General features: G+C 59.4%; 24 protein-coding genes. 13 read left to right on the top strand and 11 right to left on the bottom strand.

Annotated features, from left to right (window positions below):
• Positions 1 to 25 precede the first annotated feature (25 nt).
• The 7 genes from AC2FNZ_RS09265 (at position 26) to AC2FNZ_RS09295 (ending at position 6,789) form a co-directional block, all read left to right on the top strand.
• Positions 26 to 1,042: a Gfo/Idh/MocA family protein gene (locus AC2FNZ_RS09265; RefSeq protein ID WP_496840328.1), complete on the top strand. Its 1,017-nt coding sequence runs from the start codon at positions 26 to 28 to the stop codon at positions 1,040 to 1,042.
• Positions 1,039 to 2,040: a Gfo/Idh/MocA family protein gene (locus AC2FNZ_RS09270; RefSeq protein ID WP_496840329.1), complete on the top strand. Its 1,002-nt coding sequence runs from the start codon at positions 1,039 to 1,041 to the stop codon at positions 2,038 to 2,040. Before AC2FNZ_RS09265 ends, AC2FNZ_RS09270 begins: the two co-directional genes overlap by 4 nt.
• Positions 2,037 to 3,089, top strand: coding sequence for a Gfo/Idh/MocA family protein (locus tag AC2FNZ_RS09275; protein ID WP_496840330.1), 1,053 nt, complete (start codon positions 2,037 to 2,039; stop codon positions 3,087 to 3,089). Before AC2FNZ_RS09270 ends, AC2FNZ_RS09275 begins: the two co-directional genes overlap by 4 nt.
• Positions 3,086 to 4,267 (top strand): mannonate dehydratase, encoded by a 1,182-nt coding sequence (uxuA, locus tag AC2FNZ_RS09280; protein ID WP_496840331.1) that lies wholly within the window; start codon positions 3,086 to 3,088, stop codon positions 4,265 to 4,267. The genes AC2FNZ_RS09275 and uxuA overlap by 4 nt, the downstream gene beginning before the upstream one ends.
• Positions 4,268 to 4,491: 224 nt before the next feature.
• Positions 4,492 to 5,382 (top strand): NAD(P)-dependent oxidoreductase, encoded by an 891-nt coding sequence (locus AC2FNZ_RS09285; protein ID WP_496840333.1) that lies wholly within the window; start codon positions 4,492 to 4,494, stop codon positions 5,380 to 5,382.
• Positions 5,383 to 5,393: 11 nt separating this feature from the next.
• Positions 5,394 to 6,257 carry a sugar phosphate isomerase/epimerase family protein gene (locus tag AC2FNZ_RS09290; RefSeq protein WP_496840334.1) on the top strand — a complete coding sequence of 288 codons (864 nt, stop codon included), beginning with the start codon at positions 5,394 to 5,396 and terminating at the stop codon, positions 6,255 to 6,257.
• Positions 6,258 to 6,369: 112 nt separating this feature from the next.
• On the top strand, positions 6,370 to 6,789 hold the full coding sequence (locus AC2FNZ_RS09295; protein WP_170441776.1) for a secondary thiamine-phosphate synthase enzyme YjbQ: 420 nt from the start codon (positions 6,370 to 6,372) through the stop codon (positions 6,787 to 6,789).
• Positions 6,790 to 6,819: 30 nt separating this feature from the next.
• Here the strand turns inward: AC2FNZ_RS09295 and AC2FNZ_RS09300 are convergent, their stop codons facing one another.
• From AC2FNZ_RS09300 to AC2FNZ_RS09335, 8 genes are all read right to left on the bottom strand, one after another.
• Positions 6,820 to 7,590, bottom strand: a complete 771-nt coding sequence (locus AC2FNZ_RS09300) for an SDR family oxidoreductase (protein WP_496840335.1) — start codon at positions 7,588 to 7,590, stop codon at positions 6,820 to 6,822.
• Complete coding sequence (locus AC2FNZ_RS09305) at positions 7,587 to 8,627, bottom strand: zinc-dependent alcohol dehydrogenase (protein WP_496840336.1); 1,041 nt, start codon at positions 8,625 to 8,627, stop codon at positions 7,587 to 7,589. Before AC2FNZ_RS09305 ends, AC2FNZ_RS09300 begins: the two co-directional genes overlap by 4 nt.
• On the bottom strand, positions 8,624 to 9,724 hold the full coding sequence (locus AC2FNZ_RS09310; RefSeq protein ID WP_496840337.1) for a mandelate racemase/muconate lactonizing enzyme family protein: 1,101 nt from the start codon (positions 9,722 to 9,724) through the stop codon (positions 8,624 to 8,626). The genes AC2FNZ_RS09305 and AC2FNZ_RS09310 overlap by 4 nt, the downstream gene beginning before the upstream one ends.
• Entirely contained in the window at positions 9,721 to 10,719 is a 999-nt protein-coding gene (locus AC2FNZ_RS09315; RefSeq protein WP_142634806.1) for an ABC transporter permease, read from the bottom strand. Before AC2FNZ_RS09315 ends, AC2FNZ_RS09310 begins: the two co-directional genes overlap by 4 nt.
• Before the next feature lie 3 nt (positions 10,720 to 10,722).
• The gene (locus AC2FNZ_RS09320) at positions 10,723 to 11,700 is read right to left on the bottom strand and encodes an ABC transporter permease (RefSeq protein ID WP_496840338.1); all 978 of its coding nucleotides are present in this window, start codon (positions 11,698 to 11,700) and stop codon (positions 10,723 to 10,725) included.
• Positions 11,685 to 13,220, bottom strand: a complete 1,536-nt coding sequence (locus AC2FNZ_RS09325; protein ID WP_496840340.1) for a sugar ABC transporter ATP-binding protein — start codon at positions 13,218 to 13,220, stop codon at positions 11,685 to 11,687. The genes AC2FNZ_RS09320 and AC2FNZ_RS09325 overlap by 16 nt, the downstream gene beginning before the upstream one ends.
• Positions 13,221 to 13,287: 67 nt before the next feature.
• Positions 13,288 to 14,262, bottom strand: a complete 975-nt coding sequence (locus AC2FNZ_RS09330) for an ABC transporter substrate-binding protein (protein WP_093961695.1) — start codon at positions 14,260 to 14,262, stop codon at positions 13,288 to 13,290.
• A gap of 55 nt (positions 14,263 to 14,317) precedes the next feature.
• The gene (locus AC2FNZ_RS09335) at positions 14,318 to 15,784 is read right to left on the bottom strand and encodes an aldehyde dehydrogenase family protein (RefSeq protein ID WP_496840341.1); all 1,467 of its coding nucleotides are present in this window, start codon (positions 15,782 to 15,784) and stop codon (positions 14,318 to 14,320) included.
• A gap of 166 nt (positions 15,785 to 15,950) precedes the next feature.
• Here AC2FNZ_RS09335 and AC2FNZ_RS09340 point away from each other — a divergent pair, with 166 nt between their 5' ends.
• Complete coding sequence (locus AC2FNZ_RS09340; protein WP_496840342.1) at positions 15,951 to 17,051, top strand: LacI family DNA-binding transcriptional regulator; 1,101 nt, start codon at positions 15,951 to 15,953, stop codon at positions 17,049 to 17,051.
• Between the two features lie 10 nt (positions 17,052 to 17,061).
• Complete coding sequence (locus AC2FNZ_RS09345; RefSeq protein ID WP_496840343.1) at positions 17,062 to 18,699, top strand: GMC family oxidoreductase; 1,638 nt, start codon at positions 17,062 to 17,064, stop codon at positions 18,697 to 18,699.
• A gap of 148 nt (positions 18,700 to 18,847) precedes the next feature.
• Here AC2FNZ_RS09345 and AC2FNZ_RS09350 read toward each other — a convergent pair whose 3' ends face one another.
• Together AC2FNZ_RS09350 and AC2FNZ_RS09355 are read right to left on the bottom strand one after the other, a co-directional pair.
• Complete coding sequence (locus tag AC2FNZ_RS09350) at positions 18,848 to 19,159, bottom strand: cupin domain-containing protein (RefSeq protein ID WP_496840344.1); 312 nt, start codon at positions 19,157 to 19,159, stop codon at positions 18,848 to 18,850.
• A gap of 35 nt (positions 19,160 to 19,194) precedes the next feature.
• Positions 19,195 to 19,875, bottom strand: coding sequence for a GntR family transcriptional regulator (locus AC2FNZ_RS09355; protein ID WP_093961691.1), 681 nt, complete (start codon positions 19,873 to 19,875; stop codon positions 19,195 to 19,197).
• A gap of 259 nt (positions 19,876 to 20,134) precedes the next feature.
• Here AC2FNZ_RS09355 and AC2FNZ_RS09360 point away from each other — a divergent pair, with 259 nt between their 5' ends.
• The 4 genes from AC2FNZ_RS09360 (at position 20,135) to AC2FNZ_RS09375 (ending at position 23,848) form a co-directional block, all read left to right on the top strand.
• Positions 20,135 to 20,920 (top strand): SDR family NAD(P)-dependent oxidoreductase, encoded by a 786-nt coding sequence (locus tag AC2FNZ_RS09360; RefSeq protein WP_093961690.1) that lies wholly within the window; start codon positions 20,135 to 20,137, stop codon positions 20,918 to 20,920.
• 51 nt (positions 20,921 to 20,971) lie between these two features.
• Positions 20,972 to 21,955, top strand: a complete 984-nt coding sequence (locus tag AC2FNZ_RS09365) for a TRAP transporter substrate-binding protein (RefSeq protein WP_093961689.1) — start codon at positions 20,972 to 20,974, stop codon at positions 21,953 to 21,955.
• 75 nt (positions 21,956 to 22,030) lie between these two features.
• A complete protein-coding gene (locus tag AC2FNZ_RS09370; RefSeq protein WP_093961688.1) occupies positions 22,031 to 22,558 on the top strand; it encodes a TRAP transporter small permease in 528 nt (175 codons plus the stop codon).
• A gap of 9 nt (positions 22,559 to 22,567) precedes the next feature.
• Positions 22,568 to 23,848 (top strand): TRAP transporter large permease, encoded by a 1,281-nt coding sequence (locus AC2FNZ_RS09375; protein WP_170586035.1) that lies wholly within the window; start codon positions 22,568 to 22,570, stop codon positions 23,846 to 23,848.
• A 182-nt stretch (positions 23,849 to 24,030) separates the two neighbouring features.
• On the opposite strand, the gene AC2FNZ_RS09380 is transcribed toward AC2FNZ_RS09375, so the two are convergent.
• Entirely contained in the window at positions 24,031 to 25,287 is a 1,257-nt protein-coding gene (locus AC2FNZ_RS09380; RefSeq protein ID WP_496840346.1) for an NADH:flavin oxidoreductase/NADH oxidase family protein, read from the bottom strand.
• Positions 25,288 to 25,311: the final 24 nt, after the last annotated feature.

Consider the following 25,311-nt stretch of genomic DNA (forward strand, 5'->3'; position numbering starts at 1 on the left):
CTGACCGGGTGATCCGGGGGACTGAATGAATATTGCGCTGATTGGTTTGGGGATGGTTTCTGGCACGCATGTCGCCGCCATTCGGGCATCGGATCAAGGCCTCAGTCTTGCCGGAGTCCTCGGGCGCAATCTTGAAAAAACAGCTGAGTTCGCGCGGCGAAACGAGACCCGCGCATTCGTCTCGGTCGAGGAAATCGCAAACGACCCAAACGTCGACTTTGCGATCATCGCAACCCCGCCTGATCAGCGCACAGAGTTGGTACGGATTCTCTCGACCGCTTCGAAGCCGATCCTGATGGAAAAGCCCATTGAAAGAACGCTGGGCGCCGCGAAAGCCATTGTCGAGCAGTGCGAGGTGTCTGGCGTACCGCTGGGCATCGTTTTTCAGCACCGCGCCCGCGCCGCCTCGCATGCGCTGAAATCGGCCATCGAACAGGGGGAACTGGGCACGATCGCCACGGTGGAAATCCGTGTCCCCTGGTGGCGCGATCAGAGCTACTATGACGAACCGGGTCGCGGCACTTATGCACGCGACGGTGGCGGCGTCATGATTTCGCAGGCGATCCACACGCTTGACCTTGCGATGTGGCTGCTGGGGCCGATCTCGGACATTCAGGCCGTGATGAGAAAAACTCCACTACACAATCTCGAGGCCGAGGATTGGGCGGGTGCAGTCTTTGAAATGGACAACGGCGCGGTGGGAACGTTGATGGCAACTACCGCCGAATATCCCGGGGCTGCTGAGTCCATCACGATCCAGGGCACGCGCGCCAAAGCGCATCTGGAGCCAGGTGTCCTGACCGTGACCACTTTCGACGGCCGGGAATCCACGGTCGGCGAATCCGCCGCCACAGGCGGAGGGGCCGATCCCATGGCGTTCACACATGCCTGGCACCAGGCGGTCATCGAGGACTTCGCCAAGGCCGTTTCCAGTGGAACACAACCTATGGCCACCGGACGCAGTGCCCTTTTGACCCACGCCGTCATCGACGCGATGCAGATCGCCAATCGAACCGGCCAGAAAACACGAGTCATCTCATGAGCCTGACCTGCGTCGCCCTTGGCCTGGACCACCGCCATATCTATGGCATGACGGAAAACATGCGCAAAATCGGCGTGGACTGCGTTGGCTATTGGACACAGGGCGATCCGGAGACGCTGGCGGGATACGTAAAAAGGTTTCCCGATATTTCGCGGCTGGCCCGACTGGAAGACGCCCTGACTAGCGGGGCGGATCTGGCGCTGATTTCAGCGATACCGGCAGATAGGGCCGCGTTGGCGGTCCGCGCGATGCAGAACGGCATGGATGTCATGAGCGACAAGCCGGGCTGCACGACGTTCGAGCAACTCGACCAGATCAAGCGAACGGTTGCGGACACCGGTCGGATCTGGTCGGTGAACTTTTCGGAGCGGTTCGAAACGCCCGTCAGCACCCGGGCCACCGAGCTGGTCGAGGCCGGTGCCATCGGGCGCGTGGTCCAGACGGTCGGACTTGGCCCGCACCGATTGAACCGGGCAACCCGGCCGGAATGGTTTTTCCGGCGTGACCGCTATGGCGGCATTCTGACCGACATCGCCTCACATCAGATCGATCAGTTCCTGCACTACACAGGTTCGGAAACCGCAGAAATCACGAACGCCTACGTGGCGAACTACGCAAACCCGAAAGATCCCGGATTGCAGGATTTCGGCGAGGTCAATCTGCGCGGCGAGAATGGCACCGGGTACATCCGGGTTGACTGGTTTACGCCGGATGCCCTGCCAAACTGGGGGGATGGCCGTCTGACGATCCTGGGCACCGAAGGCTATATCGAGTTGCGGAAATACGTCGACGTGGGTGGAGCCACGGGGACAGATCATCTGATCCTCGTCAACGGAGAAACCTGCCAAAAGATCGACGCATCCGACGCCGGCCTTCCCTACTTTGCGCGCCTGGCCGATGACATTCGCAACCGGACTGAAACCGCAATGACGCAGACCCACTGCTTTACAGTCATGGAACTGGCACTGCGCGCGCAGGAAATGGCGGAACGCGGATGATCAACGTTGCGATCCTCGGCGCAGGTATCGGTGCGCAACATCTGGACGCTTTGGAACAACTTGACGGCACCTTTCGCGTAGCCGCCGTGGTCGACCAGAACACGGACCGGATCGAACAGATACGACAGAACTCGGGTTTTCGAACACTGACCAACATTCAGGACGCTCTGGATGATCCGACGATTGATGTCATCGACATCTGCCTGCCGCCGCATCTGCATGTACCAACCACGCTTGCGGCACTGGCCGCAGGAAAACACGTTGTCTGCGAAAAGCCTCTTGCGACCTCGATGCGGGATGTGGATCGGATCACGGCAGCCGCACGCAACGCGGGCAAGCATGTGTTTCCGGTTTTTCAATACCGGTGGGGCACGTCATTGGCCCAACTGCGCCACCTGCAACGCGCAGGCCTGACCGGAGCGGTCCAAACTGCCGCGCTTGAAACCCATTGGTCCCGAGGGGCGGACTATTACGCGGTGCCGTGGCGGGGAACATGGGCCGGTGAACGCGGCGGCGCGGTTCTGGGCCATGCCATCCACAACCATGATCTGCTGACACATATTGCGGGCGATATCGCCTGGGTGTCTGCAATGACCACAACGCGGGTCAACCCGATCGAGACCGAAGACTGTGCCGCAATCTGCTTTGGCATGGCTTCCGGAGCCTTGTGCACAAGCAATATCACCTTGGGCGCTGCCACGGACGAAACCCGCCTGCGGTTCGTCTTTGAAAAATTGACCGCCACCTCTGGCACCGAACCTTATGCCCCGGGTCAAACGCCCTGGTCATTCGTCGCGCGGGACCCGGCGGATCAAGCCGCTATCGACGCGGCTCTTGCAGCCGCCGCTGCCGAGCCAACGGGGTTCGAAGGGTTTTTTACCGAAGTCGGCAAGGCGCTGCGGTCCGAGGCAAATTCGGCCGTTACGCTGAAGGATGGCGCTGCGTCCATCGGCCTTGTGACGGCGATTTATCACGCGGCGCGCACCGGGCAGCGCGTTGCCCTTCCCATCAGGCCCGATCACCCACTGTATGAAGGATGGCTGCCATGAAACAATGCTGGCGTTGGTTCGGACCCGAGGATCCGATCGCCCTGGCCGATCTCCATCAAGTCGGGGTTCAGGGCATCGTCACCGCGCTGCATCACATCCCGCCGGGACAGCCTTGGGATGAACAGAGCATCGCCGACCGGCAGGCCGTTCTGGCGGCGGCCGGGTACAGTTGGGACGTTGTCGAAAGCCTGCCAGTCTCCGAGGCGATCAAGACGCAGTCGGCGGACATGGCCGAGCATCTGCAGGCGTACAAGTCCAGCCTCTGGGCTCTATCCGCCCGTGGCATCAAAGTTGTTTGCTACAACTTCATGCCGATCCTGGATTGGACGCGCACCGCCCTTCGTGCCCCACAGCCGCATGGCGGAACGGCCATGCTGTTCGACCTGACCGATTTTGCAGTTTTTGACATACATATTCTCGAACGTCCGGGCGCGTCCGAAGACTATTCCAACACCGTCCAGCAAGTGGCCAAGGATCGCTTTTCGCGCATGTCGGAGGAATCCAAGGCCCAGTTGCAGCACAATGTCACCGCGGGGCTGCCGGGCGCCAACGATCAGTGGAGCGTAGAGGACGTGCGCGGCTTGCTGCAGACATATGCCGAGATAGACCGTGACCGGCTGCGCGCAAACCTCCTCGACTTCCTGTCTGAGGTCGCCCCGATAGCCCAAGAATTGGGGGTGCGCTTGTGCTGTCATCCCGATGATCCACCCTTCTCGTTGCTCGGTCTGCCGCGGGTCATGTCCAGTACCGAGGACTACGGCGCCGTACTGGATGCGGTTGATATGCCCGCGAACGGCGCAACCTTGTGTACCGGATCGCTTGGTGTTTCCTCCGAATTCGATGGGCCGGAGTTCGTGCGCCGGCATGGCGACCGGATTCACTTTGTTCACTTGCGAAATACCCGACGCATCGCGGGGTCGGACAGTCAGAAGCCGGATTTCTATGAGGCTCCGCATCTGGAGGGCGACACCGACATGGTCGGAACCATTCGCGAGCTGATGGACGAACAACGCCGCCGCAAATCTCAAGGGCGTAGTGACTGGCAAATTCCGATGCGACCCGACCACGGACAAGAGCTGCTGAGCGATCTGGGCGGACACAGCACTCCCGGCTATCCGCTGATCGGACGAATGCGCGGGTTGGCGGAACTGCGCGGCATCATGGCGGCGTTTTCCTGATACGTCTGATGCGGCAGTTTCTTTCCGCCCGTATCACTTCTTTGCTTGCCTGAGCGCCGCAATCTTCGTTTACTTACGGTACGTAAACGGGCAGCGGGGTGTCTTCCGGACTCGCCCGACGTCTGTTCAAGACGCGTGAAACTCCCGCGAAAACCGATGCCTTATGGCATCATTTTTCGAAACGTCTGCCAGACGGAAATGGCGGAAAAACGGGAGGAATCCAAATGAAAACCGCAGGCGTAATCGGTCTTGGCGACATGGGCAGCGGCCTTGCCAAGAACCTGATCAAGGATAGTTTTGAAACATCAGGTTTCGACCTGAGCGAGACACGCATGGCGGCATTTACCGACATGGGCGGCCTGGCCAAGGACAGCGTGGGACAGGTCGGCCGTCACGCCGCCAGCGTGTTTGTCATGGTGATGAACGGAGATCAGGCCCGCGATGTCATTCTGGGTGAAAACGGCCTGGTTGCGAACATGGCCAAAGGCGGAACGGTCATCCTGTCCGCGACCATTACTCCGGCCGAAGCAAGCGCTATCGGACAAGACATGGAGGGTTCGGGCATCCACCTGATCGACACCCCGGTCTCGGGTGGGTTTCCCGGCGCGCAGAACGGCACATTGACGATGATGGCTGCCGGTGCTGCGGATGTGCTGGACCAAAACGCCGAAGTCATGCAGGCGGTGTCGGCAACTATTCACCGGGTCGGAGAAAACGCCGGTGACGGGCAAACCGTGAAAGCCTGCCTTCAATCCCTGATCGGATCGATCTTTTCCGCCACATTCGAGGCTGCGGCTCTGGCGGCCAAAGCCGGTGTCAGCGGTCAGGCATTGCTCGACGTGTTCTCATCCTCCAGCGCGGGGTGCGGTGTCGTGAACACCGCCCTTGAAAACATCATTGATCGCGAGTTCGAGGCTACCGGTAGCCATATCGCAACCATGCACAAGGACCTGACGATATCTCTGGCACTGGCCGGTGCGCTGGGCGTTCCGATGCATACAGCCTCGTCCGCAATGCAGATCTTTCACGCCGGAAAAACCAAATACCCGAACGGCGACAACTGGGTGTGTACCCGCGTCATCGAAGAGATCGTTGGCGCAGAATTGCATCGCTGAGGGAACCGGACATGAAACTAGGTGTGATTTGCGACGGCATTTCCCGCGATCTGCGGCATGCCGTGGACGTGATGGACGAGTTCGGTCTGGACTATGCAGAGCTTCAATTCGTTGGCGACACCGAGGTCGGGGACCATTCCCCGCAGGAAATTGCCGAGATCGACGCGCTCTTGCGAGACCGAGGCAAGCCTGTGTCGTGTCTGTCGCGCCATATCTTCGCGGGGATGACAGCTGCCAACAGGCCCGGTGACGACCTGCACACCCGACACATGGACGCCTTGAAACGCGTGATCGACATGGCGCATGTCGTGGGGTCTCCGCTGGTTCGGATCATGACCCAACGAAAAGAGCAGATACTCTGGGGAAAAAACGGCGCCGAGAAGTGGAACGTGGCGCATGGGGTATGGGACTCGATGCCGCCGCTGATCGCGCCGGCGGTTGAACTTGCCAGGGCTGAGGGCGTGACGCTTGTCGTAGAAACCGGAAACGGCACGCTGGTCAATTCCAACTATACAGCCCGCAAACTGATCGACGAGTTGGATGCAAAGGATGCGTTGAAGGTACTTTGGGACCCCGGAAACAACTGCTGGTGCCATGAACTGGCATACCCGGACGGTTACGAAGAACTGCGCGGCGGCTATCTAGGGCACATTCACATCAAGGACGTAAAGGTCGACACGCCACGGGCAACGCTGGAAGTGCGCCGTATGGGGGAAGGTCAGCTTGCGCCTCTGTTCCAACCCATCGCGGAAGCGCTCCGATCCGATGACTATGATGGCGTCATTTCTTTCGAGAGCGTTTATCATCCCGGCAACGGAAACTTCGAAGATGGGTTTCGTCTGTGTGTGGACAGGTTCAAAAGCCTGTTCGCATGAATGAAGCGCCATTGTACGTTACAAATCATATACTTGAGTTTCCAAGTTGAATTCCGAATGGGGTGCGGAAAGCTGGGCGCATTCGCGCAAAATCAAGGAAAGGATCTGATGGATGAAGCAAGAGTTTTTTGAGCTGTCCATTGAAACGCCCGGCAAATCCCTCACCGACATCAGCGGGGTGGTTCAGGGTGCGGTGTCTGACCATGAACTTGGCTCGGGCCTGCTGACCCTTTGGTGCGTCCACACCGGTGCCGCGCTGTTGGTTCAGGCCAATGCCGATCCCGAGGTGGTCAAGGATATCGAGACGTTCTTCGAAGAACTGGTCCCCAAATCACCAGGCAAATATCACCACCGCCCGAGCGAAGACGACAACGCACCATCGCATTTGCGGGCGCTGTTGACGCAAACGCAGGTGTCCATCCCGGTCGAACAGGGGCAGCTTCCGCTGGGCCGCGTACAAAGCCTGTATCTCTTCGAACATCGCGAGGCACCCAAGACACGACGATTGAAGGTGCACTACATCGGGACGTGATGCCTTGTGTCACATGGAGAGTTGACGGGGTTACCGCCCCATCCAGCCCCCGTCGACAACAAGGATTTCACCGTTGACGTAGTCCGACGCTGCAGAAGCCAAAAAGACTACAGGTCCGGCAAAATCACCAGGCGTACCCCAACGGCCTTGTGGTGTTCGTTCCAGAATCGACTTTGATCGAACCGGATCGTCCTTCAAGGCTTGGGTATTGTCAGTCGCGATGTAGCCGGGGGCGATCGCATTCACGTTCACACCCTGCCCGGCCCATTCATTGGCCAAGGCCTTGGTCAGCTGTCCAATCCCACCTTTCGACGCCGCATATCCGGGCACGGTGATGCCGCCCTGAAACGTCAGCAGCGAGGCGGTGAAGATGATCTTGCCCGAGCCGCGCGCCAGCATGTCCTTGCCGATCTCGCGAGACAGAACAAACTGAGAGGACAGGTTGACCTCAATCACTTCGTCCCACCAGTCGTCCGGGTGTTCGGCGGCAGGTTTGCGTTTGATTGTACCGGCATTGTTGACAAGGATATCAGGGGTTTGTCCATCGGCTCGTAACTGATCAATAAACCCATGCAGTGCAGAGCGGTCCGAGAAGTCGCATTGGTAAGCCCGGAAATTGCGCCCCATAGCGGTGACGGCTTCTTCGACCTCCGAGCCGGACAGCTCGAGCGAGGCGGACACTCCGATGATGTCTGCTCCAGCCGATGCCAATGCCTCGGCCATGCCGCGCCCGATGCCGCGTTTGCACCCGGTCACAAGGGCCGTTTTTCCCGTCAGGTCGAAACTTTGCAAAACACTCATGAACGCGGTCCTACTTCGATCAGGCTTTTCATTGCGGTTGGGCTGCGATCTAGTGCTTCGAACGCGGCCTGAATGTCTGCCAGAGGGCTGACATCAGTGATCACGACATCCGCGTCCACTCCGCCCGAGGCGACAACTGCGATCGCCTTCTCGTAATCCTCCGGCTCATAGACCCGAGCACCGATCAGTTGCAGCTCTCGCCAGAAGAATTGGAAGAGGTCGATCTTGGGTTTTTGAGCATGGATCGCGACCATCACGATCCGGGCCCGCGTCGCGGCAACGGCTGTCATCGCATCAACACCGGGCTGCGTTCCCGATACCTCGAAAACTACATCCGCCCCTTTGTCGCCCGTGCGCCCGTTGATCGTGGCCGCCAGATCAGTTTCGATTGGGTTGATCGTGTCAAAACCAAGCTTTTCGGCAATGGCCAAGCGGTTTGGGTTCACTTCGGAAATCACGACGTTTCCGCCCGCGTCCCGCGCAACCATGGCAACCAGGATGCCGATCGGGCCACCGCCGATGACGACCACGTCCTCGCCAGGTTGCAGGCCAGACAAGCGCACATCGTGGCAGGCAACGGCGACCGGCTCGATCAGCGCCGCGTGATCCATGCGCAAGTCATCCGGCAGAACGTGCAACGTATGGGCCGGAACGGTCCAGATCTCTTGCATGGCACCATCGGTATCGAGGCCGAGAAACTTGAGGTTCTGACAGATATGCTGATGCCCCCGTTTGCAGGCCGGGCACTCGCCGCAGTGATCAAGCGGTCGGACGACGACCTTTTGGCCGGGTTTTATCGTATCAACGCCCTCGCCCACCGCTTCTACGACACCGGACATCTCATGCCCAATTACCCGGTTCAGGCCGACACGGGCATCCATGTTGCCGTGGTAGACGTGCATATCCGTCCCGCAAATCCCGCAATAGGCAACGCGAATGGCGGCCTCGCCGGGGCCCGGTGCCGTCGCCTGGGCCTGTTCCACGGCAAAGCTCTTGTTGCCCCTGTAGTACGCCGCAGAGATCGTCTGGGTCGTCATGTATGCATCTCCCTGTGTTCCGCATTCAGTTTGTCCCAGTCGAATTCCACTCCGGTCCCCGGCGTATCCGGGGCCACGGCCAGGCAGTCTTCCACGACCAGCGGACGGGTCGTGTACTGGTCTATCGGGAATGAGTGTACTTCCAGCCAACCCGCATTGGGTTGCGCAGAAACAAGGCTGACGTGCAGCTCCTGCATGCCATGGCTACAAACCGGAATGCCGTGCTGGGCGCTCAGCGCGGCTACGCGCAACCAGCCGGTAATCCCGCCACAGTTTGAGGCATCGGGCTGGATGAAACTCAGCTTCGCATCATCGAAGGCGTACTCGAATTCGTGAATCGTGTGCAGGTTTTCACCCATGGCAAGGGGAACGCCCGTGGCTTCGGCAATTCGGCCATAGCCTTTGTAGTCGTCTGGAATTGTCGGTTCCTCGAACCACAGGATATCGCAGTCGGCGAACCCTCGGGCTGCCACGATGGCCTGCTCGACGCTCATGGAGTAATTCGCGTCGACCATGAAGAACCGGTCCGGCCCCAACATTTCGCGCACCGCCCGGGCCCGCGCCAGATCATCGGCCAGATCCGGTTGACCGACCTTGATCTTGACCGCGTTGAACCCACGCGCAAGGTAGCCTTCGGTCTGGCGCAGCAGTTTCTCCAACGAGAAATTCAGGTCGATCCCGCCGGCGTAGGCCTTGCACCGTTTGGACGCTCCGCCGGCCATTTGCCACAGCGGTGCATTCTGCCTTCTGCCACGAATGTCCCAAAGGGCAATATCCACGGCCGAGATGGCGAACGATGCGATCCCGCCCCGTGCGACGTAGTGGACATGCCACTGCATGGCATCGTACAGGCTTTCGATCTGTTCGGCGTCTTGTCCAACCAGGAACGGCGCTAGATCATGCTGGATCATCGCCAAGATGGCATGACCGCCCTTGCCGCCCGTATAGGTATACCCAACCCCCTCAACCCCATCCGACGTTTGAATGGTAACGGTGATCAATTGAAAGAACGTGTGGTCGCCATGTTTGGCATCGACCAGGACTTCGGCGAGCGGGACGTTGAACAGCCGCGCTGAAACACTTTCTATGCGATTCACGAACCCAAGACCTTCTGCTGCCTGGCAATAACCCGAGACTGTAAAAGGATGACCACAAAAAGAAAGCCTCCACGTATGACCATCTGCCAATAGGCGCTGAAACTGATGGTCCCCTGACCGTTTTCAAAGTTCAGAACGTTGAAGACCAGCCCCAGCAGCAGCGCGCCGGCCACCGTCGCGGGGATCGACCCCATTCCACCCGTCAACAGAGTGCCGCCCACAACGACGGATGCGATGGCCGACAATTCCCATCCGATGCCCTCAAGGGGTTGTCCGGCTCCAAAGCCCGAGGCCAGAAAGACGCCAGCCAGCCCTGCGCAGCCGCCCGAAAGCAGGTAGACGAAAGCCTTGGCGCGATTCACCTTCAGACCCATGAGGTTCGAGGCATCCTCGCTGCCACCGATCGCCAAGACGGTCCGCCCGATGGTTGTTCTTTCCAGCACCAGCCACAGGACCAGCGTCAGTCCGGCCACTATGACTATTGCCCATGGAAACAGACCAAACGCCTGCCCCATGCCAAGCTTGGTAAAGTTCGACCCCCAATCAACCGAAATTGTCTGGGCGCCCGAAATCACCAATGCGCCGCCTTTTGCGGCAAGCATGGTCGCCAGTGTGGCGATGAAGGGCGGAATACGAAGGATGATGATGCAAAAGGCGTTGATCGCTCCGAAGCCCACCCCGGCAAGCACGGCCCCCGGCAGCGCAACCTGAATCCCGTATGGGCTGAGATAGGCCGCAACAACCGACGTAAAGGCCGCAACGGATCCAACCGACAGATCAATCCCGCCGGTCATGATCACAAAACACATACCCAGCGCAATCGCGATGAACATCGCGTTGTAGTTCAGGAAAGACGAGAAATTGTAGGCGCTGCCAAAGTTGTCATAGCGCATCAGCCCAAACAGGATCAAAGCCAGCAGTGCGATCCACACCGTCACCGAAGCCGAATTGCGCCGAAGATACTTTCGCAGGTCAAAAGCCGTTTCATCCAACATCGATCAAACCCTCCGGAACTGCTGGACCCAGACGGCCAGGATAATAATGACCGCTTTGGCGATCAGTGCAACTTCGTCCTCTACCCCGTTGGCCAGCAATGTATATTTGACCAGCTGGATGATCACGGCGCCCAGTATGGCACCAAAGATCGGCGCCCGTCCGCCTTGTAAAAGAGCCCCGCCAACGACAGCGGCCGCGATGGCGTCAAGCTCCATCAGATTGCCGTTGCGCGCGGCGTCCGAGGCCGAGTTGATCGCAACCACAATCAGACCAGCCAAGCCCGCAAGCACCGCGCAGATGACATAGGCCCCGATCTTGACCCGCCGGACGGGACCACCCGCCAGATAGGCCGCACGTTCATTTCCGCCGATCGCCAGCAGGTAGCGGCCCCAAGTGGTCCTGGTGATCACCCAGAACAGCACACAGGCAATGGCCAGCGCCAGCCAACCCTGGAACGGCAAGCCAAGCACCTTGCCGGTTCCAAGATAACTGAATGAAGGGTTTGAAAATGTCTGCAGGTTGCCATTCGTCAAAACCTGGGCAATACCGCGACCCGAGATGAATAGAATGAGCGTCGCAATAATGGGCTGCACGTTCAACACGGCAACCATCACGCCGTTGAATACCCCGCATAAACCCGCGACGAACAGTGGCAGGACAATGGCCAAAATGACGCCAAGCATCGGATTGGCGGCGCCCAGATCCGATAGAAAGATCAGCGGGGCCAACGCCCCCGCCAGAGCCATGACAGCGCCGACCGACAGATCAATTCCACCCGTGGCGATGACAAGCGTCATACCCATGGCCACGATGGCGATCGTGGCAACCTGGCTGATATTCACGAACAGGGTCTGCAGCTGCAGGAAATTGGGGGTGAAAAACGCGTTGAACACCAGGAGGGCGACCAACGCGGCGATACCGCCATGAAAGCGGAAGGGCATCGATGCGACCCGTTGCGGCAACTTCATTGCGCGGTCCATGAACCAGTTCCTTCTTCATGATGCGCAAGCGCGCGCACCAATATGTTCTCGGTAATCCCGGGGTTGGTCAGTTCCTTGACCGAGCGCCCTTCGTGCATGACCACGATGCGGTCGGCGCCTTCCACCAGTTCTTCGAATTCCGAACTGATGAGGACGACGCCAAATCCTTTCTCGACATAAGACCGAATGAACGATTGGATCTCTCGCTTGGCGCCGACATCTACGCCTCGGGTCGGTTCGTCCAGTATCAGGATGTCTGGCTGCGTCGCCAGCCAACGGGCGAGCAGTACCTTCTGCTGGTTGCCGCCGGACAACTCGCGAATGGGTTGGTCCATATGCGCCGCCTTGATACCCAGATCGTCGATGAAGGCCTGAACGATCTCGCGCTCGCGGGCAAAGTCGATCTGACCACGGCTGGCCAGTTTCGGCAGCAGGGCCAGCGTCATATTCTCGCGCACGGACATGTCAGGAATGATCCCTTCGGCCTTGCGATCTTCGGTCAGAAAGCCAACCCCGTTTGCGATCGCGTCACCCGGTCCGGACGGTTGCCCGACCGCACCGTGCAGCTCGATTGCGCCGCCGCGTGCACTATCCACTCCGAACAATGCGCGCGCGGCCTCGGTCCGGCCTGAGCCCAGAAGCCCGCCCAGCCCAACGATCTCCCCGCGGTGGAGCGTGAGGTCGAAATGCGTCAGTCGCGGGCCTGTCGAAACAGAGTCGGCCCGCAAAACGATATCGCCTTTCTTGGCCTTGGCGCCTGCAAAGTCCGTGAGTCCGTCTGCCGCGATCTCGTCCTTGTTGCGGCCCAGCATGTCCGCGATCATTTCCAGTTTGGTCGTGTCCTGCACGTTGCGCGTGCTGACGGTACGCCCGTCTCGCATCGTTGTGACCCGGTCGCAGATCTGGAACAACTCATCGAGAAAATGCGAGACATACAGGACGGAAACGCCCTGTTTCTTTAACTCGCGCACCACACCGAACAGAACCTTGACCTCGCTGGCATCCAATGACGAGGTGGGTTCGTCCATGATGACCAGCTTTGCGTCCAATGACACAGCCCGCGCAATCGCAACCAACTGCTGGATCGCTGTCGAGAAATTTCCCAGCGGCTCGGTCACGTCGATATCTATGCCAAAGCGCGAAAGAACCTCGCGTGCGCGCCTGTTGCCTTCGCGCCAGTCGACCAGAAAGCCGAGACGTTTGGGCTCGTACCCCATGATGATATTCTCGGTCACTGACCGCAGCGGCACCAGGTTGAGCTCTTGATAGATCGTAGCAATTCCGGATTCCTGTGCTTCGCGCGGGGTGGAAATGCGACTTGGCACACCCGCCAGATGGACGTCTCCGGCATCCCGGTCGTAAACTCCGGTCAGGACCTTGATCATCGTCGACTTGCCGGCACCGTTCTGACCGATCAGCGCATGAACCTCGCCCGGTGCGATCTCCAGGCTGGCCTGGCTGAGTGCCGGTACGCCGGCAAAGGACTTTTCAATTCCCGACATCGAGACGAGCGCATTCATGAGATGTCTTCCTCCGATTGCTTGCAGGCGGCGCCGACCACAGGCCAGCACCACCCACCAGGGAGAATCAATAGGCTTCGTCGATGTGATCGGCCGCGTTGTCCTTGGTAAAGATGCGATCTTCGACTTTCACCCATTCCGGGATCGTCTCGCCAGCCGCGTATTTCTTCATGACTTCACAGGCCAGTGGGCCGAAGAAGGGCGAGCTTTCAACCGTGACGCCCATCTTGCCGTCGATGATGGCCTGAAGCGCATCGCGTGTCCCGTCGATCGACACGATGGTCACGTCCTCGCCGGGCTTGCGGCCGGCCAGTTCAAGAGCCTGGATCGCGCCGATCGCCATCTCGTCATTGTGGGCGTAGACCACGTTCACGTCGGGATGCGCCTGCAGCAGGGTTTCCATCACCTGACGACCCAGGTCGCGCGCAAAGTCCCCGGTCTGAGAGGCCACGATCTCAAAACGGTCATCCGCTGCGATCGCGTCGTCGAAACCCTTTTTGCGGTCATTTGCAGGCGAGGACCCTGTCGTGCCTTCCAACTGGACGATGATGCCTTTGTCGCCCTCGAAATTCTCCATCAGCCATTGCGCGGCCCGGTTGCCCTGATCAATGAAGTCCGATCCAAGGAATGCCACGAAATGTTCGCCCGGCTTGGCGACGGCCGGATCAACCGAGCGGTCCACCAGAAAGGTCGGAATGCCGGCGGCACGAGCCTTCATAACGGCCGGGATCAGCGGCTTTTCTTCCCGCGGGGGCAGGAACAGGACGTCGATGCCTTGGGCGATCATGCTGTCCACATCCGCAACCTGCTTGGCCGCAGATCCGGCCGCATCCGTCGCGATAAGATCCCAGCCGCAGGCCTCGGCCGTGTCATGGAACGATTTCGTCTCGGCAATGCGCCAGGGATTGTTCGACTCCATCTGCGCAAAGCCGACCTTGTAGCGATCTTTCTGCTCAAGCGGCGGCAGATCCTGTGCCATCGCCGTGGTGCCCAACAGCGCACCTGCGACAACCGTCGAGATCAAAAGAGTTCTGCGTTTCATGGTTATTCCTCCTCCATTGGTGCGGTCGCCTCCGTTTTGACCGCGAGTTTTCAGGTCATGCCCAATTCATGTAAGTCGTCTGTTTCCTCAGATAGCCATCGAAGCCATAGGCGCCGTCTTCGCCCCCAACCCCGGACAGCCCCCAACCTGTGTGAAACCCCTGCACGGCTTCGCCATTCGAACGGTTCAGGTACAGTTCGCCGAACTTCAAACGGCTCGGGGCCTCCATCAATCGGCGGTGCGATGCCGTAAAGAGATAGGCGGACAGCCCGAATGACGTGTCATTTGCAAAGGCTATCGCCTGATCGAAATCATCGACTCGCATGGCTGTCGCCACGGGACCAAAGACCTCCTCCTGCATCGCGGCATTGCCGTTGTCGGAGACCTCGAGAACGGTCGGGGACATCCAGTGCCCTTTGCCGTGCGCGCCGTCCGTCAAAGGCCCACCTTCGAGATGCACCGTGGCACCCTCTGCGATGCTGCGTTGGATGATTTCGGCGACCTTGGTCACTTCGACCTTGCTGACTTTGGGCCCCAGGTCGCAGTCCTCCATCGGATCCCCGATCGACAATGCGCGGGCTGCTGACACAAATTTTTCCAAGAACTGGTCTGCAATGCCGCGATGCAGATACATACGCTCGTTGCAGGTGCAGATCTGGCCGCAATTGGCAAACCGGGCGGCAATGGCGGCCGAAACGGCGGCGTCAACATCCGCATCCTCCATCACGATGAACGGAGCTTTGCCCCCAAGCTCGAGCCGGACAACCTTGATCCGGTCGGCCGCTGTGCGAAAAATCTCTTTCCCGGCGCGCGTGCTGCCGGTCATCGTGATCAGCGACGTATCGGGGTGCTCGACCAACCGCTGCCCAACCACCGGCCCTCTCCCCGTCAGAACATTCAGAACACCGGGCGGAAAGCCGACCTTGTCCGCAAGTTCGGCAATCGCAAGACCCGACAGCGGCGTGATTTCATGCCCCAACAAAACAACGGTGTTGCCCGCGACCAGCGCTGGCCCGATTTTCCTGGCGGCCAATGCCAAGGGATAGTTCCAGGCCGTCAGCGCAACGACAACACCATAGGGATGGCGTCGTACCTGGATTTCTTCGGACCTGTTGTCCGAGGCCACTATGTCACCCGAAATCCGCCGGGCCTCTTCAGCTGCATGGCAAAGAAAGGTGACGGCGGCATCCACTTCACCTCGGGCTTGCGAGATCGGCTTGCCCTGCTCGGCTGTGATCAAAGCAGCCAGACGCGCGGCGTCGACCCGAATGGCCTCGGCGAGCTTTCGGACCTTTTGCGCCCGCTCGATCGCCGGGCGCGCAGACCACGCACCAAAAGCCCGGCGGGCCGCCTCGACCGCTGCATCGGCATGCATGGCACCACCATCTGGAACCTGCGCTACGATCTCTTCATTTGCAGGGTTTTCGACATCGACCGCGTCCGCGTCAAAGTCGGCAAAGCGGCCATCGATGAACATCGAATGACGAACGACTTGACCCAACTCCCCCACTACAGACCGCAATTTCGCCTCCCGCATTTGCTCGGCCAGATCACACTGGCGACCGCACCGCCGATCAAAACACTAATAATATTATTTCGTCAACACTAATATTATTTATCATCTACTAATATTAGTTGCACGCCCTCCGCATAGTCGATAAAAAGGATGCGAACAAAAAGGTTGAGCGATGAACGATCAAGCGAACAAAGCCGGGCAGCACAGGGGTGTAGGACGAGTCGCGGGCCGGCAGCGCGTGACGATGCACGACATTGCGCGCGTCGCCGGGTGCTCGCAGACGACAGTCTCGCTGGTTCTCAACAAGAATGATTCCGTCAAGATCTCCGAGGATACCAAGCAACGGGTCCTGGATGCCGCCAACACGCTTGGATACGCCATGCCCTCTCAACTCAGGAAACCCCAGGACAGCGCGCGCCGGCCCGCGGCGCTGGACAGAACCATCGCTTTCGTCGTGGATGATCTGGCGTCGAGCCCCGAAATGGTGAACGCGTTCAACGGCGTGAAACAGGCCGTTCGGGACACCGGAAATCTTGTGTTGCTGGCCGAGACTCAAAACGACCCCGAGGTCGAGCCCAGAACGCTGAGGTATTTCCTGGACCAACAGGTTGCAGGCATCATCTACGCGACTGTTTTTACGCGGCGGGTGGTCGTGCCGGAGATCCTCAGGCAGACGGCCACCCCGGTTCTGCTGTTGAACTGCTTTTGCGACGACCTCTCTTTTCCTGCGGTGATCCCCGGCGAAGTAGCTGCCGGACATACGGCGACCAACGCCCTGATCAAGGCCGGGCACAAACGAATTGCCACCATCACCGGCGAGCCGTTCATGGAATGCGCCGCCGGGCGTACGACCGGGTACAGAAACGCCCTGGCTTCCGCCGACATCCCATTTGACGAGGATTTGGTCATCGAGGGCAACTGGCTGCCCAGCGCAGGCTACGCCGCCACGCGGGAATTGATGGACCTGCCCTCTCCGCCAACCGCCATTTTCTGCCAGAACGACCGCATGGCCATCGGCTGCTATGAGGCTCTCAAGGAACTTGGCCTGTCCATCCCCGAGGACATTTCAGTCATCGGATTTGACGATGACGAAACCGCGCGGCACCTGTCGCCGCCCCTGACCTCGATGATCCTTCCCACCCGGGCGATGGGACGCTGGGTCGTCGAACAGCTGTTCCACGGACCGACGGACGGTCAGCGGCACCCACTCGTGAAGCTTGAATGCGAACTGGTCGAGCGCGACTCGATCAGCGAACCCAAACGCCGGACCTGAAGGCGAAATCATGACGGAAACCTTCGATCACATCGTCATCGGCGGCGGCTCGGCCGGCGCCGCGGCAGCAGCGCGGCTGGTCAACAAAGGCAAGTGCGGGGTTCTGGTGCTGGAGGCGGGGCATTCGCATCGCCATCCACTGCTGGACATGCCGCCGGGTATCTTCAAGATGATCAACGGGTCCAAGTTCATGACCTACCACCAGACCGAACCGCAGGACCATCTGGACGGTCGGGTGCATGACATTCCGCAGGCCAACGTGCTGGGCGGCGGGTCGTCCGTGAATGCGCAAGTCTATATGCGTGGCCGGCCTTCCGACTATGATTCGTGGGACGACCTGCTGCGACAGACCAACGACGGGGTCGGCTGGGGATGGGACGATGTGCTGCCTTATTTCCGCAGGATGGAAGGCAACAACAGGCTTCACAACGACCTGCATGGCAGCGACGGTCCGGTGCAGGTCTCGGATCCGGGGCATATCGACGACATGTCCCGTTGGTTCGTTCAGTCTGTGCAGGCCCTTGGCGAACCATTCAACACGGACTTCAACGGCGCAACGCAGCGCGGTGTCGGGTTCTATCAATTCACCAATCGCGCCGGAAAGCGCAGCTCGTCAGCTTACGCTTTCCTCGCCCCACTTGAGACGAACCCGAACTTGACCATCCGGCTTGGCGCAAAGGTCAGCAAAGTCATCATCGAAAACGACCGGGCCGTCGGCGTGCAGTATCGCGACAAATGCGGGGCCCACACCGTCCGGTGTGATGGTGAGGTTGTGCTTGCGGCTGGCGCCCTGGTCACGCCGAAAATTCTAATGCTGTCGGGAATTGGACCGGATGCGCATCTTGCCGAACACGATATTTCCGTGGTCTGCCCATTGCCCGGGGTCGGCCAAAACCTGGTCGACCACCCCGAGGTTCCGATCACCGCCTTTGCCAACGGCCCTTACGGATATTTCAAGCAAGGTGAGGGCTGGCGGATGCTGCGCAACGGCATCCAGTTCAAGCTGTTCGGCAGCGGCCCGGTGACTTCGGCCGGGGTAGAAGCCGGCGCGTTCGTCAATCCGTCGAACCCAGATGGAGAACCGACCATCCAGGCCTTTTGCGTTCCCATCGTCTATCTGGATCGCGACGCGCTGGACGAGGTGCAGGATGACTTTGGCCTGACCGTCACGACCGTCGTGGTCAAACCGAAATCACGCGGAGAGGTTCGGCTTCGCTCGGCAGACCCCGACGCCATGCCGGTGGTTTCGCCGAACCTTCTGAAGCATGAAGACGACATGCAGGAGATGATCCGGGGACAGCGTTTCTTTCGCCGGGCATTCACGTCCGGCCCGCTCGCGCGAAGGATCCGCGAAATCGTCATTCCAACAGCGGATGACGATCAGACGCTGCGAGCACATTGCAAGCGGTTCGTGAAAACCAACTATCACCCGGCGGGCACCGCCAAAATGGGCCAGGACGGCGACGGTATGGCCGTGCTGGACGCCAGAATGCGCGTGCGTGGGATCGAGAGCTTGCGGGTGTGCGACATGTCCGCCGTGCCGGATATCAACGCCGGCAACACAAACGCACCCGCCATGATGCTGGGCGAACGATGTGCTGACCTGATCCTTGGCATTGGATCAGCACGCGAGGACCGCAATTCCTAGCCCAAGCTGCGGGGCCGCTGTCGGTTGATCCGATTTCCGGCGCAATGATATGCCCCCTGCCCCGCCCGTCTCGCCAAAAAACAGATTAACCAGCCGCAAGGCTTCAAGAAAATCGCAGCCCGAAGCAAGGGCGCTCGCGGAAAGCGCCTTACAGAAAGTCGTCCCGCCTGGGCGTGAAACAATCGATCAACTCTCCGGCCGCCAGGCAAACACAACCATGGCTTACGCCGGACGGAATGATCAGGCTGTCGCCGGGCCCCAGCTCTCGCTCCTGATCTCCGATGACGAAATTGAACCGCCCGGACCGCACAAATGTCGACTGCACATGCGGGTGGTCGTGCAGTGCGCCTTCGGCACCTTTCGCAAACCGGAAGGACACCATCATGAGGTCTTCGTGATCTGCCAAAACCTGGCGCGAGACGCCCGGCGCGGGCGACACAATCGGATAGCTTTTTGTCATGATGCAGTGTCCTCGGTCAGGCGGCGGCGTTCATTTCACTCGAAATACTCGGCATGTTTCGCGTGAACCTCCTCGATGGTCTTGTCGATACGGCCCAGATGACGGCGAATGGTTTCGCTTGCCATCGCCTCGTCGCGGTCTGCAAGCGCCTTGGCCAGCGCCACATGATCCCGAACCAGAGTCTCGGCCTCGCTCTCGCGCCCGAGGCTCAGAACGCACAGGCGGTCGATCTTTCTTTTGCATTCCTGGATCGTGTCGAAGGCCAGCGGGTTGCCGCTCAACTCGCATATCAACCGGTGAAAGTCGTAGTCGAGTTGATGGAACTCTTCGGCGTCGCTCCTTGAAACCACGTCTTTCTGCTGCTTGAGATTGTCTTCCAGCAGCTTCGAGTATTCGGGCTTCCAGACCTGGCATGCAGCGCGCACCACCTCCAACTCGACGGCCAGGCGAACAAAGCGTGCATGACCGATCCGTTCCATTGAAAAGCTACGTACCCGGGTGGCTTTCTGAGGCCGGATCAGCAGCAAATCCTGCGCCTCGAGCCTGTTGAAAGCATCGCGGACAGGCTGTCTGGACACCTCAAATTTTTTTGCGATGTCTGCTTCGGACAGTTTCGTCCCCGGCAGGATTTCAAGCGAAACGATCGCCTCGTACAGGCTCTCATAAACGATGTCGGTGGTTGTGCGCCGCTCGATCTTGTCCGTAATACTTTGCATTTCCTGCCTTTTTCTGCGCGTGACCAACTCGGGCGATCTTCTGAGGCTCGAGGCCCCTCCCTCGATACTCCTCAATGTATCTCTAGCCAATTGATTTGGCACGCGTCGTGCGATGCCGTTTGTGATCCCCAAACAAAGTTGTTGACAATACTAGTATCCTAGTCGACTAAAATATGCAACACTGCTCCATGCCTGTTGGGACTCAAAGTTCGGAACGGGCGCGCCAACAGGCTGACCGGGGATCCAAAGGGACAAGAGAATGACCGAATTGAACGCTGAACAGATTGGCCTGAACCGGAACCTTGCAGGAAAGGTTGCGATCGTGACCGGCGGCGGACGGGACATTGGCCGTGCCTGTGTTCTGAAACTGGCCGAGGCCGGAGCGTCGGTCGCAATCAACTATCACAGCTCATCCACGGGTGCAGAGTCGGCGGTCCAGGAGATAACGGCTGCCGGCGGTCAAGCGATCGCCGTACAGGGCGACATGACCTCTGGCGCAGATGTAGACAGGCTGGTCTCAGAAACGATTGCCGCCTTCGGGCCCCGGATCGACATTCTTGTCCACGTGACCGGAGGGTTGGTGGCCCGAAAGACCCTGTCCGAGATGGACATGGACCATTGGCGTTACGTTATGGACCTGAACACCACTTCTTTTGCCCGTGCCGTTCAGTCGGTGTTGCCGCACATGAAAAAAGGTGGCGCAATCGTCGGGTTTGCAAGTCAAGCGGGTCGTGACGGAGGCGGTCCCGGCGCGGTCGCCTATGCGGCCTCGAAGGGGGCGGTCATGACGATGACACGTGGGCTGGCCAAGGAACTGGGCCCCGACATCCGGATCAATTCGGTTTGCCCGGGCATGATCGACACAGATTTCCACAATGTCTTCACCAAGACCGAAGTCCGAACCAACGTGGCCAGCGCCACACCGCTGAAACGCGAAGGCACGTCAGAGGATGTGGCAAACCTCGTCGCGTTTCTGGCCTCGGACGCCGCCGCATTCATTACGGGCGCGAACATCGACATCAACGGAGGCTTGCTCTTTTCATAGCCGGCTTCGACCGATCACCAAAAACATCTGTCTGCTTCTAGGGAGGAAAGCATGAACACCAAACTTACAAAAACACTGATTGGCGCCGCAGCCATGGTCGTCATGACCGGCAGCGCATCTTTGGCCGAGGATTGGCGCGGGTGGAACATCCACGCAGACGGCTACCCGAATACTGTAGCGATGGACAAATTCGCCGAACTGGTCACCGAAAAGACCGGCGGTGAAATCAACCTGCAAATGTTCCACGGCGGCACATTGGGCAGCCAGCCAGATGCGGTCGAACAGGTCCGCGCTGGCGCTCTGGAGGTCGGAAATTTCAACCTGGGTCCGATCGGACCGATTGTCGCCGAGGCAAATGTCGTTTCATTGCCCTTCATCTTCAAGGACGTCCCTCACATGTTCCGCGTTCTGGACAGCGAGGGCGGCGCCGCGATCGCGGCCGGTATGGCAGCCAAGGGTTTGACCCCGCTTGCCTGGTATGACGCCGGCGCCCGATCCTTCTACAATGGCACCAAGCCGATCAATACCCCGGCCGATGTCCAAGGCATGAAAGTTCGGGTCATGAACAACGACCTGTTCACCGGCATGATCGCCGAACTTGGCGGCAACCCGTCGCCCATGGCCTTCGCCGAGGTTTATCAGGCGCTGAAGACCGGGGTCGTCGATGGCGCCGAGAACAACTGGCCATCCTACGAGTCGACCGGCCATTTCGAGGTTGCCGGCTATTACTCGCTGTCCCAGCACCTGATCATTCCTGAATGCGTTTGCGTCAACACCGACAAATTCAACGCCTTGTCGCCCGAACTGCAGGCCGCCGTCAGAGAGGCGGCGCAAGAGTCCGCCGAATTGCAGCGGCAATTGTGGGCCGAACGTGAAGCGGCCAGCCGCGCGGCGGTCGAGGCTGCGGGTGTGGTAGTGAACGAAGTGGCCGACAAAGCGCCGTTCCAGGCCGCGATGGCCCCGGTCTACGAGGCCTATTTCGCAACGAACCCTGACCTCCGCCCGTTGGTTGAAACCATCCAGGCGACCGAGTGATCGGACCGCATCGGATCTGACACCGCCCGGCCCTGCCAATGCGGGGCCGGACATCTGATCAAGAGTTTCAGGCTTATGAGCAATACATCTCCGCCCCCGTCCGCGCTGCGCAAGATGGTCCGGATCCTAGACCGCATCGCCGATGCATGCCGGATCGTGACCGGTGTCGCGCTGGTCGTGGTCACCGTCATTTTCGGGTGGCTCGTCTTCGGCCGCTACGTCCTGAACGCAACGCCAACGTGGGTCGAGCAGGTCGCCCTGCTACTGGTCATGACAATCGCGTTCATCGGCGCGGCGGTCGGTGTGCACGACAACACGCATTTGTCCGTGTCCCTCGTGCGCTCGGCGGTTCCGCGGCGAGTCAGGACGGCTCTGGTCGTTTGTACAGACGTGATCATGGCCGGATTCGGTGCTCTGATGCTGGTGTTCGGGGCGCGGCTTACGATGTTTAAATGGGGGTCGCTCATCCCCTTGATCCAGGTTCCAGAAGGCTTGCGGTCACTGCCCCTGACCATTGGCGGGGGCCTTATCCTTATGTTTTCCGTTGGTCACCTGATCCGCCTCTGCGTCGGCTTTGACGAGCGAAAAGACAGCATCGAATAGAGGCGGATCATGGGAATTTTTCTTTTGCTTGGCGTATTTGCCCTGTGTGTACTGATCGGAACCCCCGTGGCCTTCGCCTTGGGCATTGCCGCCATCTCGGCCTTCTGGTTCGAAGGCTTGCCGCTGATGATCGGGTTCCAGCGAATTGTCTCGGGCATCAACGTTTTCTCGTTGATGGCAATCCCGTTCTTCATCTTCGCCGGTGAACTGATGTTCCACGGTGGGATCGCCATGCGTCTGGTGCGGTTCGCGTCAGCCGCGGTTGGCGCTGTTCGTGGCGGGTTGGGCATCGTGAATGTGTTTTCGTCGATGTTGTTTGGTGGAATCTCCGGATCGGCCATTGCCGATATCTCTGCCCTGGGCTCCATCCTGGTTCCCGTGATGAAAGAGAAAGGCTACGACGCGGACTATGCGGTCAATGTGACTGTCACGTCGTCGATCGCAGGGATCATCATCCCTCCCAGCCACAACATGATCATCTTCGCCATTGCAGCAGGCGGCGGCATTTCGATCTCGAAGCTTTTCCTCGCGGGCGTAGTTCCCGGCGTATTGATGTGCCTCTGCCTTGCCGTCGCCGCGTATCTTGTTGCAGTGCGCCGAGGGTATCAGGCCGAAACCTTTCCGGGCTGGAAGGCTCTGGTCATCAGCTTTCTCAGCGCAATCCCCGGGCTGCTGACTGCGGTGATCATCGTCGGAGGTGTACTGTCGGGCATCTTCACGGTCACCGAATCCGGGGCGTTCGGCGCAATCTATGCCTTTGTCGTCACGCTCGTGGTCTATCGGAGCATCACCTGGGAGAAGTTCTGCATCGCGGTTGCATCAGCCGTACGCACGACGGCCATGGTCATGATCCTGATCGCCTGCGCCGGCGCCTTTGCCTACATGCTGACCTTCTACAGAGTGCCGGACAAAACGGTGGATCTGCTGACAGGCCTGACGGAAAACCCGATACTTATCCTGTTGATGATCAATGCGGTTTTGTTGCTTCTGGGCATGATCATGGACATGGCGGCACTGATCCTGATCTGCACGCCGATCTTCCTGCCGGTTGCCAACAGCCTTGGTATTGATCCCCTGCAGTTCGGAATGATCTTGCTGGTGAATCTGGGCCTGGGACTTTGCACCCCTCCGGTTGGCTCCTGCCTGTTTGTCGGCTGCGCCGTCGGCAAACTGCCGATGGAAAAGGCGGTTCGGACAATATGGCCCTTTTACCTCGCAATTCTGGTCGCCCTGATGCTGATCACCTTTGTGCCCGCTATCTCGCTGACTCTGCCGGGGTTGCTTGGATAGCAAGGGCAAGCAGGCAAAAGATCCGGACGCACCTTGGTTAAAGGTGCGCCCATTTCCAACACTGGCGGCAACGGAAGAAACACCTGCGGTCGATGCCGGAAGCTGAGCGTCAAAGGCGCCGCCACACGGTGATTACCCGCACAAACGCCGTTGGCTCCCTGCTTTAGGCGTCCCAGACCACACTATGCCCGGACATCGCGCCAAGAACGGTATCGTTTCGTCCATCGCTTCGCCCGCATCTGATTTCGCATCAGCGCGAGAAACGCCGAGTGCGGTACTTTCGGTGGCTTGCCATTTGCCAGTCGTTCAAGTTGGAAATATGCCAGAACCATCGAGGCGAACCCCGCCAGCCTTTTGTTTTTCCAAGACACTTCCGGGATATTGACCGACTCTGATTTGCCATTCCGCCAGTTTTCGACAAGATCAGGTTCAAACGCCATCGCGCGGGCCACCCCCAGAACCGAGACGCCAATCCCGCCCCTGTTGTTGGCCAATGCATCCTCGGCAACAGCCCGAGAGCGAATGCCGCCGGTCACCATGATCGGTATTTTCGAGTCAGCAGCGATGTCCCGCGCAAAGTCTACAAAATAGGCTTCGCGCCGGGCCGTGCTGGTGCCATCCTCCTGCCTGCCCTGCATGGCCGGACTCTCATAGGAACCGCCGGACAATTCGACCAGATCAATAGCCGTATCGCCAAGTTGGTCGACCACCCATTTGGCATCATCCTGCCCAAATCCACCTTTCTGAAAATCAGCCGAGTTCAGCTTCACCGAAACGGTGAAACCCTTGGACACGCTGGCCCGGATCGCGCGAACGACCTCAAACAGGAAACGCGCCCTATTCTCCAAAGAGCCGCCCCAATGGTCGGTGCGGCGATTCGTCAAGGGCGATAGAAACTGGCTGATAAGGTAACCGTGGGCGGCATGTATCTGAACGCCGCCAAATCCAGCTTCTTCGGCCAACGCGGCTGTTCGGGCAAAGCGGGCAATCAAGCCTTCGATTTCGGCCTCGGTCAGGGCCCGCGGCGGTTTGAAGTTTTTGGACATGCCGGGGATCTCGACCGGAACGTCGGATGCCGACAGCGCTTCTTCTCCCAGGCTCGCCAGGACCTGACGACCGGGATGATTGATCTGCATCCAGATTGCTCCGCCGCGCATCTGCCCTGCCTCGGCCCATTCCCGGAAAGGCGCAAGATCAGTTCCGTCTTCCAGAACCACGCTGGCCGGGCCGGACAGTGCATCAGCCGAGACCATTACGTTGCCAGTGATCAACAGGCCCGCGCCGCCCTCGGCCCAGCGGCGGTAAAGCCGGTGAATTTTCTCGTCTGGCACCTGTCCGAAAGCCGCCAGGCTTTCTTCCATTGCAGCTTTTGCCAGACGGTTTCTGAGAACCGCGCCATTTGGCAATGTGAGCGGTTCAAACAGCGGTGAAACAGTCATCTTGGGATCCTTTTCTTCTCGATC

It is taken from the genome of Ruegeria sp. SAZA006 (genome assembly GCF_059613465.1).